Annotated in this window: 11 protein-coding genes and 1 tRNA gene; 6 read left to right on the forward strand and 6 right to left on the reverse strand. The window is 62.8% G+C overall.

Annotated features, from left to right (window positions below; translation table 11 throughout):
- Nucleotides 1-6 precede the first annotated feature (6 nt).
- Complete coding sequence (locus B7H23_RS05445) at nt 7-321, forward strand: DUF167 family protein (RefSeq protein ID WP_094076906.1); 315 nt, start codon at nt 7-9, stop codon at nt 319-321.
- On the opposite strand, the gene B7H23_RS05450 is transcribed toward B7H23_RS05445, so the two are convergent.
- A complete protein-coding gene (locus B7H23_RS05450) occupies nt 318-1,589 on the reverse strand; it encodes an MFS transporter (RefSeq protein WP_094076304.1) in 1,272 nt (423 codons plus the stop codon). The two genes, B7H23_RS05445 and B7H23_RS05450, sit on opposite strands and share 4 nt — an antisense overlap.
- Before the next feature lie 191 nt (nt 1,590-1,780).
- Between B7H23_RS05450 and B7H23_RS05455 the strand changes: the two genes are divergently transcribed.
- Nucleotides 1,781-1,856: transfer RNA gene (locus B7H23_RS05455), tRNA-Ala, on the forward strand.
- A gap of 16 nt (nt 1,857-1,872) precedes the next feature.
- On the opposite strand, the gene B7H23_RS05460 is transcribed toward B7H23_RS05455, so the two are convergent.
- The gene (locus tag B7H23_RS05460; RefSeq protein ID WP_094076305.1) at nt 1,873-3,000 is read right to left on the reverse strand and encodes a zinc-dependent alcohol dehydrogenase family protein; all 1,128 of its coding nucleotides are present in this window, start codon (nt 2,998-3,000) and stop codon (nt 1,873-1,875) included.
- Between the two features lie 177 nt (nt 3,001-3,177).
- On the opposite strand from B7H23_RS05460, the gene B7H23_RS05465 reads away from it, so the two are divergent.
- The 3 genes from B7H23_RS05465 (at nt 3,178) to B7H23_RS05475 (ending at nt 8,660) form a co-directional block, all read left to right on the forward strand.
- A complete protein-coding gene (locus B7H23_RS05465; protein ID WP_240534980.1) occupies nt 3,178-4,104 on the forward strand; it encodes a substrate-binding domain-containing protein in 927 nt (308 codons plus the stop codon).
- A 44-nt stretch (nt 4,105-4,148) separates the two neighbouring features.
- Nucleotides 4,149-6,296: a methyl-accepting chemotaxis protein gene (locus B7H23_RS05470; RefSeq protein WP_094076306.1), complete on the forward strand. Its 2,148-nt coding sequence runs from the start codon at nt 4,149-4,151 to the stop codon at nt 6,294-6,296.
- 162 nt (nt 6,297-6,458) lie between these two features.
- Nucleotides 6,459-8,660, forward strand: a complete 2,202-nt coding sequence (locus tag B7H23_RS05475; RefSeq protein ID WP_094076307.1) for an esterase-like activity of phytase family protein — start codon at nt 6,459-6,461, stop codon at nt 8,658-8,660.
- Nucleotides 8,661-8,743: 83 nt separating this feature from the next.
- Here B7H23_RS05475 and rpsP read toward each other — a convergent pair whose 3' ends face one another.
- Genes rpsP through ffh form a run of 4 tightly spaced genes read right to left on the reverse strand, consistent with a single transcriptional unit; the run spans nt 8,744 to nt 11,605 of the window.
- Nucleotides 8,744-9,142 (reverse strand): 30S ribosomal protein S16, encoded by a 399-nt coding sequence (gene rpsP, locus B7H23_RS05480; RefSeq protein WP_094076308.1) that lies wholly within the window; start codon nt 9,140-9,142, stop codon nt 8,744-8,746.
- Between the two features lie 49 nt (nt 9,143-9,191).
- Nucleotides 9,192-9,512, reverse strand: a complete 321-nt coding sequence (locus B7H23_RS05485; protein ID WP_094076309.1) for a chorismate mutase — start codon at nt 9,510-9,512, stop codon at nt 9,192-9,194.
- A complete protein-coding gene (locus tag B7H23_RS05490; RefSeq protein WP_094076310.1) occupies nt 9,499-10,056 on the reverse strand; it encodes a GNAT family N-acetyltransferase in 558 nt (185 codons plus the stop codon). Before B7H23_RS05490 ends, B7H23_RS05485 begins: the two co-directional genes overlap by 14 nt.
- A gap of 10 nt (nt 10,057-10,066) precedes the next feature.
- Complete coding sequence (ffh, locus tag B7H23_RS05495; RefSeq protein WP_094076311.1) at nt 10,067-11,605, reverse strand: signal recognition particle protein; 1,539 nt, start codon at nt 11,603-11,605, stop codon at nt 10,067-10,069.
- Between the two features lie 392 nt (nt 11,606-11,997).
- Here ffh and B7H23_RS05500 point away from each other — a divergent pair, with 392 nt between their 5' ends.
- Complete coding sequence (locus B7H23_RS05500) at nt 11,998-12,819, forward strand: lytic murein transglycosylase (protein WP_094076312.1); 822 nt, start codon at nt 11,998-12,000, stop codon at nt 12,817-12,819.
- The last annotated feature ends 54 nt before the right edge of the window (nt 12,820-12,873 follow it).

A 12,873-nucleotide genomic window follows, 5' to 3' on the forward strand; every position in this document is an offset into this window, starting at 1 on the left:
CATTGCGTGCCTGCTTTTCGCCTGACGGCAAAGGGCATCGAACTGATCGTTCGGCTGACCCCGCGCGCCGCCCATGATCGGATCGATGGCTTCGAGACGGGATCGGACGGGCAGAGCCACCTCGCCGCGCGGGTGCGCGCGGTGCCGGAACGCGGTAAGGCCAATGCGGCCCTGATCGCGCTTCTGGCCGACCGGCTCGATCTGCGCAAAGGCGACATCGCCGTTATTTCGGGGCCGACCAGCCGAATCAAAAGACTGGAGATCGCTGGTAATCCGGACGACATCGCCGCCAAGCTGCAGGTGCTTGCCGTTCCTTCCTAATGCCGGCCATCCAGATGCTGGACTTTCGCCAGTTGCGGGAAGAGCCACACCCAGAGGCCCGCGCAACCCATGGCAGCGAAGCCACCCAGCACCACTGCCGGCACCGCCCCGATGAGATAGGCCATCGTCCCGGCGCGGAACTCGCCCAACTCGTTGCTGGCGCCGAGGAAAACGTGATTGACCGCGTTCACCCGCCCGCGCAATTCGTCCGGCGTCCAGAGCTGGATCAGCGTTTCGCGAATGACGACGGAGATCATGTCCGCCGCCCCCATGCCGATGAGGGCAACGATGGACAGCCAAGCCAGCGTCGAAAAGCCGAAGACCACGGTAAAGAGGCCGAACAGGGCGACAGTCGTCAGCATTACCGCGCCGGCATGAGCGCGGATCGGGTAGCGCGCCAGCCAGAACGCCATGGCAAGAGCGCCGATCCCCGGTGCGGCCCGCAACATGCCGAGGCCGACTGGTCCGACGGTGAGAATATCACGGGCAAAGACCGGCATCAGCGCAACGGCGCCGCCGAGCAGCACGGCGAAGAGATCGAGGGAGATCGCGCCGAAAACCACCTTTTCCCGGCGGATATAGGCGAAGCCGGCGAGGACGGTCTGCAGGCCGACCGGCTCGCGCTCGATCCGCTGGGGCGGCTGCGGGATCAAGATCACCAGCAGAGCACCCACAGCGAACATGGCGGTGGCCACGCCATAGGCGACCGTCGCGCCGGCACCGTAGAGGAGGCCTCCGAAGACGGGGCCGACAATGGTCGCGGTCTGCCAGGCCGAGGCGTTCCACGACACCGCATTGGCGAAGACATCCGTCGGCACAAGATTGGCGACGAGAGCGGAACTGGCCGGGCCGTAGAAGGCCCGCGCACTGCCGAATACGATCAGAAGGGCGAAGACCGGCCAGACCTCGGATGGATCGCTCAGCGTGAACACAAGGAGCGCCACGGCGATCGCTGCTTCCACGAGCGCCGACAGCGCCATGATCCGCCGCCGACCGAAGCGGTCGGCCGCCGATCCGGTGACCAGCACAAGAAGAAGCGCAGGCAGGAACTGTGTCAGGCCGATCAGGCCGAGATCCAGCGGATCGCGGGTGATGTCGTAGACCTGCCAGCCTAGCGCCACGATGAAGATCTGCGTGGCGAAGGTAGAGAAGAAACGCGACAGCCAATAGAGCGTATAGGCGCGGTAGCGGAAGGCGGCGAACCGGTCTTCGGGACCATGAGGCCGCGTCGGTGTCAGCTCTGGATCGTCGGCGTCCGTGTCGGCCATTTCGGTTCCGTGGTCTTGAGAATCGGGGGAGGGCGTTGGCCGGGGCGGGCAAATTGCCGGGCGCACGATGTTTTGTCCACCATGCAGTAGGGTCCGTTGGTCGCATGCGCCGACCGGGCGATTTGCTTGACACAAATTGCGCCGCTTCGGTAAATGCAGCTGTCAAACGGGCCCGTTCAGGGCCGTGGCGTGGGGCCGTAGCTCAGTTGGGAGAGCGCGTCGTTCGCAATGACGAGGTCAGGGGTTCGATTCCCCTCGGCTCCACCATTGTTTGCCAGTCTCTTCAGTCGAAGACCACGACCTGACGGATCGCTTCACCGGCGGCGAGGCGTTCGAATCCTTCATTGATGTCCTCGAGCGCGATCGTGTGGGTCATCAGCTTTTCGATCGGTAGGCGGCCATCCATCATCATTGCGGCATAGCGAGGGATATCGCGCACCGGCACGCAGGAGCCGACATAGGAGCCTTTCAGAACGCGCTCTTCGGCCGTCAGCGAGACCGGCGCGAAGGAGAGTTCGGCATCGGGATGCGGCAGGCCAGCGGTCACCGTCGTGCCGCCGCGCCGCGTGATCGTGTAGGCAAATTTCAACGCCGGTACGGCGCCGGCCAATTCCACAGCCAGATCGACGCCGCCGTCGGTCCATTCCTTCACCGTTTCGACAGCGCCATCCTCAGTCGGATCGATGGCATGGGTCGCGCCGAGTTCGAGCGCGAAATCCCGCTTGTCCTTTGCCAGATCGACAGCGACGATCCGTCGCGCGCCGCCGGCCACCGCGCCCAGAAGTCCTGCAAGGCCGACCCCGCCGAGGCCGATGATCGCAACGTCCTGTCCAGGTCGCAACTCGCCGGAGTTGAGGACCGCGCCAACCCCGGTCAGCACCGCGCAGCCGAGCAGGGCGGCCCGGTCGAGCGGGATATCCTTATCGATCTTTACGCAGGAGTTCTGCGAGACCACGACCCGGTCGGAAAAGGCGGAGACGCCGAGATGGTGATTGACCGTTTCGCCTCCGCTTTCGATGCGCCGATCGCCGGACAGGAGGGTGCCCGCGCCATTGGCCGCCGCGCCCGGTTCGCACAGGGCGGGACGTCCCTCCGCACAAGGGACACAATGGCCGCAGGATGGCACGAACACCATGACGACATGATCGCCGGGCGCGAAACGGGCTGCTCCGGGACCAAGCTTTTCGACGATACCGGACGCCTCGTGTCCTATTGCCATCGGCATGGTTCGCGGTCGGTCGGCATTGATGGTCGACAGGTCCGAATGGCAGAGCCCGGCCGCAGCCAGCTTGACCAACATTTCCCCCGGACCCGGCTCATCGAGCTCGGCCTCGACAATCTTGAGCGGGCGGCTCTGCGTATAAGGCCGGGGCAAGCCCATTTCGCGCAAAAGGGCAATGCGGGTTTTCATCGGACATTCCTCCCCTGCCGCGCGAGCGGCATCGCGAACATTTTGTCGGCTTATCGAGGCTAGATCAAACCCCTGCCATTGCATAGGGTTGGCCAATAATCGCCAGGCAATTTAAGAAAATATTCAATTGCCCGCCTTAGTCTGCCCACTAATATATCTGTAGTGGGGCAACATTCAGTGTTCAAGCGAGTTATCGCCGCGTTTCTCGTGGCCAGTGCGCCTTTCGCCGGCGCGGCATCCGCGGCAACGATCGGTGTCGCATTCGCCGACGACGATACGTTTCTCAAATTGCTGCGAGCAGGCGTTGAGGATGAGGCTTCCAAACGCGGTGACGTGTCGCTGACGGTCGAAGTCGCCGGCAAGGATGCCGACCGGCAGATGGACACTCTGAAGAGTTTCATAGACCATAAAGTCGATGCGATGATCGTCAATCTGGTCAATAGCGACAACGGCAAAGCCGTTTCGCAAATGGCGAGCGAGGCCGGTATTCCGCTTGTTTACGTCAACACCCAGCCGATCAATGCCGCCGAACTGCCACGCCGCCAGACCTTCGTCGCATCGGACGACGAGAAGGGCGGCACGCTGCAAGCCAAGGAAGCCTGCCGCCTTTTGAACGGCAAGGGCCGGATCGTGCTGATGATGGGCGAACTGACCAACCCCGCTGCGCGTCGCCGCTCCGATGCGGTAGCGGCTGTCGCCAAGACCGAAGAGTGCAGCGGGCTGGAGATCGTGGAACGCCAGTCGGCCAACTGGAAACGCGACCAGGGCACAAGCGTCATGGGTGAATGGTTGAACGCCGATGTCGCCTTCGACGCGGTGCTTGCCAACAATGACGATATGGCGCTCGGCGCGTTGCGCATCATGTCCCTGCGCGGTTTGCCCATGGACGAGATCGTCGTTGCCGGTATCGACGCAACACCGGCCGCCCTTACCGCCATGAAAACCGAAGAACTGGACTTCACGGTCTACCAGAACGCATCGGCCCAGGGCGCGGGCGCGATCAAGGCCGCCATCGATCTGATCGCCGGGGAAAAGGTGCCGCCAGCGATCGACATACCCTACGAACTCGTCACGCCAGCCAATCTCGCCAATTACGTCGAATAGTCCTTACCGTACACCTCCTACCACACTGAAGGCCAGTGATCGCCATGCTGAAACTATGGAAGACGCTCGGAATACGCAGCCAGATCTCACTTGGGTTTCTCCCGCTCATTTTGCTGATGAGCTTCCTGTCGATCAATGCGGTGTGGGGGGTCAACGGCGTATCGTCCCTGTTCAGCTCGTATCGCGACACCGCAGAAGACAGTCTGATCGTCGCCCACGCGGACTACCAGTTCGGAACGATGCGCCGCGCGGTCAAGGCGTTCGAGGGCGACCCGTCCGAAGAGGTCGTCACATCCTTCGAAACGAGTCTTGATGCGTTGCGCGCTGATGAGGCGGTGTTGTCGGAACGCTTCTACGAACAGGCCGAGTTCTGGGATCTTCTGACCCATCTGCAGGAACTGGTCGAAACCTATGCGGAGAACTTCGAAACGCTGGTCGAACTTGAGAGCCGACGCGGGCTCCTCCAGGCGAAAGTGGACGATTTCGGCCCTTGGACCTCTATCGCCCTGCACGACATCATGCGCTCGGCCTGGCGAAACGACAACACCGAGGCGCTTTATCGCGCGGTTGCCGTCAATGAAGCGCTGACGAGCAGTCTCTACGCGGCGGAACGCTTCGCCAAGAGCAATGATCTTGCGGTCTATGAAGAAGCGCAGGCCCATCTGGCGGAGGCAACCGGGCGGTTCGATGCTTTGAGAGAATCCCTGTTCCGATCCATTCAGATCAATCGGGCGCTCTCGGCCCGCACGCTTCTCGACAATTATGGCCAGCGCCTGGTCGATCTGAAGGATACGGTGGTCGCCAAACAGGCCATAAACACCGAGACGCTGGCGCCGATCGATGCCGAAATGAGCGCCGCCTTTGACGATCTGCGCAACGGTATCGCCGAAAGCCAGCGCGCATTCGGCTCGCAGGCGGAAACCATGGCCGATTCGGCCATGATGAGCACGATCACGATCAGCCTGGCGGTCATCGTCTTCGGCCTGTTGCTGGCCTACATCGTCGGTCGGATGATCGCCCGAACCGTTCGCCAACTGGCGGACGTGACCGAAGAGATCGCTCATGGCAATCACGAGGTCAGCGTCGGCGGAGCCGAGCACCGGCACGAGCTCGGCGCAATGGCCCGTTCGCTCAAGGTTTTCCAAGAGAACGACCGCGCCAGGCAGCAGGCCGAGCACGAAGCGGCGGAGAGTCGCGAGCGAGCCGAAGAAGAGCGTCAGCGGCACGAAGCCCAACGGCTGCGCGAGGCCGAGATCCTGCAAAATACACTCGATGAGATCGCGGCGGCGCTGGACCGCCTCGCTGCCGGCGATCTGACGGTCCGCCTCGGCCCGGTCGACGAGCGGTACGATATTATCCGCACGCAGTTCAACGAGGCCGTCGCAGCCCTCGACAGCGCGCTGGTTTCGGTCGTTGGCTCGGCCGGATCGATCTATAACGGGCTCGGCGAAATCTCCACTGCGGCGAGCGAACTGGCGCGACGGACCGAGCAGCAGGCCGCCAGCCTCGAACAGACCGTGACATCGTTGTCGGAAGTCGCCGCCGCGGTGGACCAGACAGCCGACGGTGCCAGCAATGCGCAGCGTTCTGCGGAAATCGCCCAGCGCAACGCTCAGGAGGGCGGCCGGATTGTCGACGATACCATCGTGGCCATGTCGTCCATCGAAAAATCATCCAATGAGATCGGGCAAATCATCGGCGTGATCGACGACATCGCCTTCCAGACCAATCTGCTGGCCTTGAACGCCGGCGTCGAGGCGGCGCGCGCCGGAGAAGCCGGCGACGGTTTCGCGGTCGTCGCCCAGGAGGTTCGCCAGCTCGCCCAGCGTTCGGCCGAGGCTGCAAAGGAGATCAAGAAACTGATCACCAATTCCGGCGCGCAGGTGAAACAGGGCGTCGGCCTGGCGACGGCTTCGGGGGAATCGCTGAAGACCATCATGGCCGAGATCGCCCAGGTGACCGAGGCCGTCTCGGAGATCGCCGAAAGCACCAAGGAGCAGTCGGTGAGCCTCCGCGACGTATCCGACTCGGCCAACAAGATGGACGAAATGACGCAGCACAACGCTGCGATGGTGGAAGAAACCACGGCGGCCGCCAACACGCTGCTCGGTGAGACGGCGCAATTGACCGAAATGGTCGGTCGCTTCGACGTTTCCGACATGGAAGACGACCAGCAGTGGATGGCTGCCTGAGGGACCGAGCCATCGAATTACAAAGAGTGAGGCTCGGCGCTGCCGGGTCTCCAGTCTTGTGACCCTCCCCGCAATCGGTCGCCGCAGCGGCGCAAGCTGTCACGCCATTGTCACGCAAACTCCCTAGGCGGACGCATACCCCGTCCATCGAAGGAGAAATTCATGACGATCCGCGTCCTGTCATCGGTGTCGCTGGCGGCGCTCCTTGCCGCCACCGCCTTCGCCAGTCCCGCCAAGACCGAACCGGTCTTCAACCGCATCGCCTCCTTTCCGGTGAACACCAATCTCGGCAGCGACGAGGATCAGGCGACGGAGACGAGCGCCGAAATCATCGCGGCGACGGATGACGGCAATATGCTCGTCTATACGGACAGCCCCGCCGGGCGTATCGGCTTCATCGACATTACCGATCCATCGTCTCCGAAGGGCGCGGGCTTCGTGGCGACAGACGGCGAGCCGACCTCGATCTCCGTGACCGGCACGATCGGGTTTGCGGGCGTCAACACTTCGGAGAGCTACACCGCCCCGTCCGGCCACCTGGCCATCGTCGACATTGCGGCCAAGACCATTACCAAAAGCTGCGACCTTGAGGGGCAGCCTGACAGCCTGGCCGTCGCCGAAGATGGCAGCCGCCTTGCCGTCGCCATCGAAAACGAACGCGACGAAGATCTGAACGATGGCGAAATACCGCAAATGCCGGCAGGCTATGTGGCGATCGTGCCGCTTACGGATGGCCTGCCGGATTGCGGCGCGATGATCAAAGCCGACGTCACCGGCCTGGCCGAAATCGCAGGCGACGATCCGGAGCCGGAATTCGTCGACTTCAACGATGCCGGTGAGATCGCGGTGACGCTTCAGGAAAACAACCACATCGTCATTCTCGATGGCGAGACCGGCAAGGTCGTCAGCCATTTTTCCGTCGGCACGGTCGATCTGGAGAAGATCGATATTGCCGAAGACGATGCCATCGCCTTCGACGGTTCGGCAAAGGACGTCCGCCGCGAACCGGACGCGGTGCAATGGATCGACAATGACCGCCTCGCGACCGCAAATGAGGGCGACTATGAAGGCGGCAGCCGCGGCTTTACGATCTTTTCCAAAATCGGCGATGTCGTGCAGGAAAGCGGGCCCTCCTTCGAATATGAGGTCGCGCGGGCCGGCCACTATCCCGAGGGACGTTCGGAGAACAAAGGCGCCGAGCCGGAAGGCATGGAGGTCGCCGTCTTCGGCGACCGGACCGTCATGTTCCTGCTATCCGAACGCGGTTCGGTCATCGGGGTCTACGATCTCGGCGAGGATGGCCAAGCGACATTTCGGCAATTACTGCCAAGCGGCCTTGCGCCGGAGGGCGCCATCGCCATTCCGTCTCGTAATCTGCTGGCCGTTTCCAACGAGGCCGATCTGATCGAGGATGGCGGCGTGCGCAGTCATGTCACGCTCTACAGCCTCGCGGACGGCGAAGCGGATTATCCGCAGATCGTTTCTGCCGACGACGACAATGGCACGCCCATTGGCTGGGGCGCATTGTCCGGGCTGGCTTCGGACCCGACCGATCCTTCGGTGCTCCATGCCGTCAATGACAGCTTCTATGCCGGCGCGCCGTCGATCTTCACAATCGATGCGTCCCAGACGCCTGCGACGATCACCGCCACGACGCCGGTAACGCTGAATGGCCAACCCGCCGAGAAGCTCGATCTGGAAGGGATCGCTCCAGACGGCGAGGGCGGCTTCTGGCTGGCATCGGAAGGCCGGACCGACCGGGATATTCCGCATCGCCTTGTCCGTGTCGACGGCGCGGGTGCGATTGTGGACGAACTCCCCCTGCCGGAAAGCCTGCTAGCGCATGAGAAGCGTTTTGGCATGGAGGGTGTCACGAAGCTGGACGATACGCTCTACATCGCAATCCAGCGCGAATGGGCGGACGATCCGGACGGCATGGCGAAGATCCTAGCCTACGATCTGGCGGCCAGGGTCTGGACCGCAGCGCATTATCCGCTGGAGAGCACGGAAACAGGATGGGTCGGCCTGTCCGAGATCACCGCCCATGGCGACGTGCTCTATGTGATCGAGCGCGATAACCAGATTGGCGAGGCGGCCCGCATCAAGCGCCTTTACCGCATCCCGCTTGCGGACCTGAAGATGGTTGAGCCCGGCTCCGAACTGCCGGTTGTGAAAAAGGAGATGGTCCACGATTTCATGGACGATCTGAAGGCCGGCAACGGCTATGTGGTCGATAAGATCGAAGGTTTTGCCATTGGCGGAGACGGTCGCGGATGGGCGGTTACCGACAATGACGGCGTAGACGATTCCAACGGCGAGACACGTTTCTTCACCATTGGCGAAGTTTCTGTCTCCACCAATTGAGCTCCTTACACCGTTATCGAACGAAAAAGGCCGGGCGCAGTGCCCGGCCTTCTCTTTTCGGCGATACCGTGTGATCGCTGACCTTACTCGGCTGCAGCTTCTTCTTCGCCGCCAGTGGTCTCGGCTTCGGCAGCAGCGGCGGCCGCTTCTTCCTCGGCGGCCTTGCGCTCGGCTTCACGCTCCTGCGCCTTCTTGCCGGGCTTGGCCTTTTCCGGGTTGTTGCGGGCCGGGCGCTTCATCAGGCCGGCTTCGTCCAGAAAGCGCATGACGCGGTCGGTCGGCTGTGCGCCCTTCTCAAGCCATTCCTTGATGCGGTCTTCCTTAAGTTCGACGCGCTTGGCGTCCTTCGGAAGGGTTGGGTTCCACGAACCCAGATCCTCGATGAAACGGCCGTCGCGCGGGGCGCGGGCGTCTGCGGCGACGATATGGTAATAGGGGCGCTTCTTGGAGCCTGCGCGTGCGAGGCGGATTTTGATGGCCATGGTTTTCGTTCTCCTTGAATCTCAGTGAATTGGCTATCGTTGGTGGATTTCAGCTCTCCGCCTTCACATCGTCGGCGATCCGTTTGTGGTGATGGATCACCTCGCGAATGATGAAGGCGAGGAATTTCTCTGCGAAATCGGGATCGAGATCGGCGTCTTCGGCCAGCTGGCGAAGACGTTCGATCTGCTTTTTTTCGCGGTCGGGGTCCGAAGGCGGCAGATCGTGCTTTGCCTTTAGTTCGCCGACTGCCTGGGTGCAGCGGAAACGCTCCGCTAGGGTATGAATCAATACCGCATCGAAATTGTCGATCGAGCGGCGGTAGCCGGCGAGCAATTCGGCGGCGCGGGCACTGTCGTCAGGCTGCGTCATGGAAGCGCTCCCTGAAACGATCGGGCGAGAGGTGCCGCCATATCTGGCCCGTGCGGCCGGGCAACAGCATGAACGTTTCGCCGTTCCATGTAGCGCCAAGGCGTTTCGCAATCTTCTGCGAAGCGGCATTATTCGCGTCGATAGCGGAGATCGCCGTGCTCCAGCCAAGCCGGTCATAGGAGTCGCGGAGCGCGGCGGTTACGGCTTCGAGAGCAAAGCCGTTGCCCTGATGGAGCTTGTGCAGGCTGTAGCCAATCTCGGGCTCGGGTCGTCCTTCCGGATACCATGGGCCGCACCAGCCGATGGTGTCCCGGGTGTCTTTGCGCTCCACGGCGTAGAAGGTGTAGCCACGCAGGCTTTGATGCCCAATAAGGGCTGCAAAGGTCCGCCAACTTTGCCGACGATCCTGAACGCCACCAATATAGGCCGCCGTGTCCGGATCGGCGTAAATGGCAGCGACGGTCTCGAAATCGCTTTCGCGCCAGCCGCGCAGCAGAAGCCGCTCCGTCTCGATATTCGGCGATGGGGTAAGATAGTCGCTCACGACAACCGGCTCACTTCTTCTTGCCCGGCAGACCGGGAAGACCCGGCAGCCCGCCCGCACCAGCGCCCGGCAGTCCAGGAAGGCCGCCCGGCATGCCGCCGCCGAGGCCGCCGGCCTGCGCTTGCTTGGCCATCGCTTCGATCTGCTTGGGGTCCATCTTCGACAGGTCCGGCATGCCGCCCATGCCGCCGGGCATGCCCATCTTGCCGCCGAGCATCCCCATCATCTGGCGCATCTTGCCGCCGCCCTTCTTGCCGCCCATCGCCTTCATCATGTCGGCCATCTGCTTATGCATCTTGAGCAGCTTGTTGATCTGCGCGGCATCGGTGCCGGAGCCGGCGGCGATGCGCTTCTTGCGGCTATGCTTCAATAGGGCGGGGTTCTCGCGCTCTTTCTTCGTCATCGACTGGATGATCGCGATCTGACGCCCGAACAGCTTGTCGTCCAGCCCGGCGGCGGCCATCTGATCCTTCATTTTCCCCATGCCGGGCATCATGCCCATAATGCCGCCGAGGCCGCCCATCTTCTGCATCTGGCGCAACTGGTCGGCCAGATCGTTCATGTCGAACTTGCCGGAGGCCATCTTCCTGGCCATCGCCGCCGCTTTTTCGGCGTCGATCTGTTCGGCGGCCCGCTCGACAAGCGAAACGATGTCGCCCATGCCGAGAATGCGGTCGGCGATGCGGGACGGGTGGAAATCCTCCAGCGCGTCCATCTTCTCGCCGGTGCCGATCAGCTTGACGGGCTTGCCGGTGACCGAACGCATGGAGAGCGCGGCGCCGCCGCGCCCATCGCCATCCATGCGGGTCAGCACGATGCCGGTCACGCCAACGGCCTCGTCGAAATTCTCGGCCAGCGTCACGGCGTCCTGGCCGGTCAGGCTGTCGGCGACGAGCAGAATTTCGTGCGGATTGGCGGCGCGCTTGATGTCAGCGGCCTCGGCCATCAGCTCGGCATCGATGGAGGTGCGGCCGGCGGTATCGAGAATGACGACATCGTAGCCGCCGAGCCTGGCCGCCTGGACGGCGCGCGCGGAAATCTCGACCGGGGTCTGGCCGGCGATGATCGGCAGCGTCGCGACATCGACCTGTTCGCCGATCTGGCGAAGCTGTTCCTGCGCGGCGGGGCGGCGCGTATCGAGAGACGCCATCAGAACCTTCTGGTTCTGGCGTTTCTGCAGGCGCAGACCGATCTTGCCGGTGGTCGTGGTCTTGCCAGAGCCCTGCAGGCCAACCATCATGATGACGACAGGCGCGGCGGCGTTCAGATCGATCGGCTCGGCGTCCGAGCCGAGCATCTCGACCAGTTCATCATGGACGATCTTGACGACCTGCTGGCCAGGCTTGATCGCCTTCAGCGTGGAGACGCCGACGGCCTTTTCGCGAACGCTTTCGGTGAAGGAGCGGACGACCGGCAGCGCGACATCGGCTTCGATCAGCGCGCGGCGCACTTCGCGCAGGGCCGCCTGCACATCCTGGTCGGACAGCGCACCACGACCGGTCAGGCCGTCGAGAATTCCAGACAGGCGATCCGATAGGCTGTCGAACATTCAGTCACTCCTTTGCTCCGCGGGTGGCACGGAGAATGGGAACGGTTGCGCCGTCGAACAAGCGGACAAAGCACAAACGCACCCGAGGGCGCATCGCGCTGTCGGGTGTTGACCTCCGGAATCCCGCGCCGCCTTCCGCTATCGGAAGGGCCGGCCCCGGTCGGCTTCGCAAAGCTGTCCGCTTCTCGAAATCGGCCGGGTCTTAGGCGAAATATGCGGCGATGGCAAGGCGGAGGGGCCGGTTTGTTGGCAGCAAACGCCGTCAGCCGAGCTGTTGCCGTCGACCTGCAAAGCGTTAATCTTCGCGTGCTAGTTCAAATTGCGGCCTCAATGCGTCATTATGGCCGTCACGAACCGTCATTCCCCCCAAGACCCTGGAGGAGCTGCGCCCCATGGCCAAATTTCGCCCGGTCCGTCTCATTACCGGATCCGTACTCGTTCTCGCACTCGGCCTTACCGCCGCCAACGCCGCGCCGCGCTGCGGCAACAATGCGTCCGGCTTCGACCAGTGGAAGCGCGATTTCGCTCCGGTCGCCCAGGCCAACGGGGTCGGGCAGCGCGGTCTGCAGGCTCTGGCCGGCGCGCGCTACAACAGCGCTACCATCAAAGCCGACCGTGCGGTGAAGAAGGGTGGCTCGGCTTTCTCCATGTCGCTTGGCACCTTCTGCAAGAAACGCGGCTGCGATGCCATCGTGCGGATCGGCAAGGACAAGAAGAAAAAGAACGCCCGGCTCCTCGCCAATATCGAGCAGCGCTACGGCATTCCTCCCGGCCCGTTAATGGCTATCTGGGGCATGGAAACCGGTTTTGGCCGCTTTACCGGCAACGAGCCGGTCGTCTCGTCGGCCGCGACGCTGGTCTATGACTGCCGGCGTTCGAACTTTTTCCTGCCACATCTGATCGCTGCGCTCCGCATGGTCGATAGTGGCGTGTTCTCCTCGCGCACCAAGGGCGCGGCCCACGCCGAATACGGCCATACGCAGTTTCTGCCGAACAATATCCTGCGTTTCGGTGTTGACGGAAATGGCGATGGCCGCGTCGATCTGAAAAACGCGACGGATGCGCTTCATTCGACGGCAAACTTCCTGCGTGCGCATGGCATGACGCGGAACTATCAGCCCGGGCAGGGCGGCTTCCGGGGTATTCAGGGCTGGAATGCAGCTTCCGTCTACCAGCAGGCCATCGCCAAGATGGGTGCGCAGATCGACGGTTGATGGATTAGCCCCAAGCATGAAAAAGCCGGCGCGAAAGCGCCGGCTTTTCTTTTG

The organism is Notoacmeibacter marinus (genome assembly GCF_002238045.1).
Lineage (GTDB): Bacteria > Pseudomonadota > Alphaproteobacteria > Rhizobiales > Rhizobiaceae > Notoacmeibacter > Notoacmeibacter marinus.

What these genes read in the sequence shown, in the direction of transcription:
- B7H23_RS05450 (WP_094076304.1), bottom strand. Translation starts at nt 1,589, where the DNA reads ATGGCCGACACGGACGCCGACGATCCAGAGCTGACACCGACGCGGCCT.
- B7H23_RS05460 (WP_094076305.1), bottom strand. Translation starts at nt 3,000, where the DNA reads ATGAAAACCCGCATTGCCCTTTTGCGCGAAATGGGCTTGCCCCGGCCT.
- B7H23_RS05470 (WP_094076306.1), top strand. Translation starts at nt 4,149, where the DNA reads ATGCTGAAACTATGGAAGACGCTCGGAATACGCAGCCAGATCTCACTT.
- B7H23_RS05475 (WP_094076307.1), top strand. Translation starts at nt 6,459, where the DNA reads ATGACGATCCGCGTCCTGTCATCGGTGTCGCTGGCGGCGCTCCTTGCC.
- rpsP (WP_094076308.1), bottom strand. Translation starts at nt 9,142, where the DNA reads ATGGCCATCAAAATCCGCCTCGCACGCGCAGGCTCCAAGAAGCGCCCC.
- B7H23_RS05485 (WP_094076309.1), bottom strand. Translation starts at nt 9,512, where the DNA reads ATGACGCAGCCTGACGACAGTGCCCGCGCCGCCGAATTGCTCGCCGGC.
- ffh (WP_094076311.1), bottom strand. Translation starts at nt 11,605, where the DNA reads ATGTTCGACAGCCTATCGGATCGCCTGTCTGGAATTCTCGACGGCCTG.
- B7H23_RS05500 (WP_094076312.1), top strand. Translation starts at nt 11,998, where the DNA reads ATGGCCAAATTTCGCCCGGTCCGTCTCATTACCGGATCCGTACTCGTT.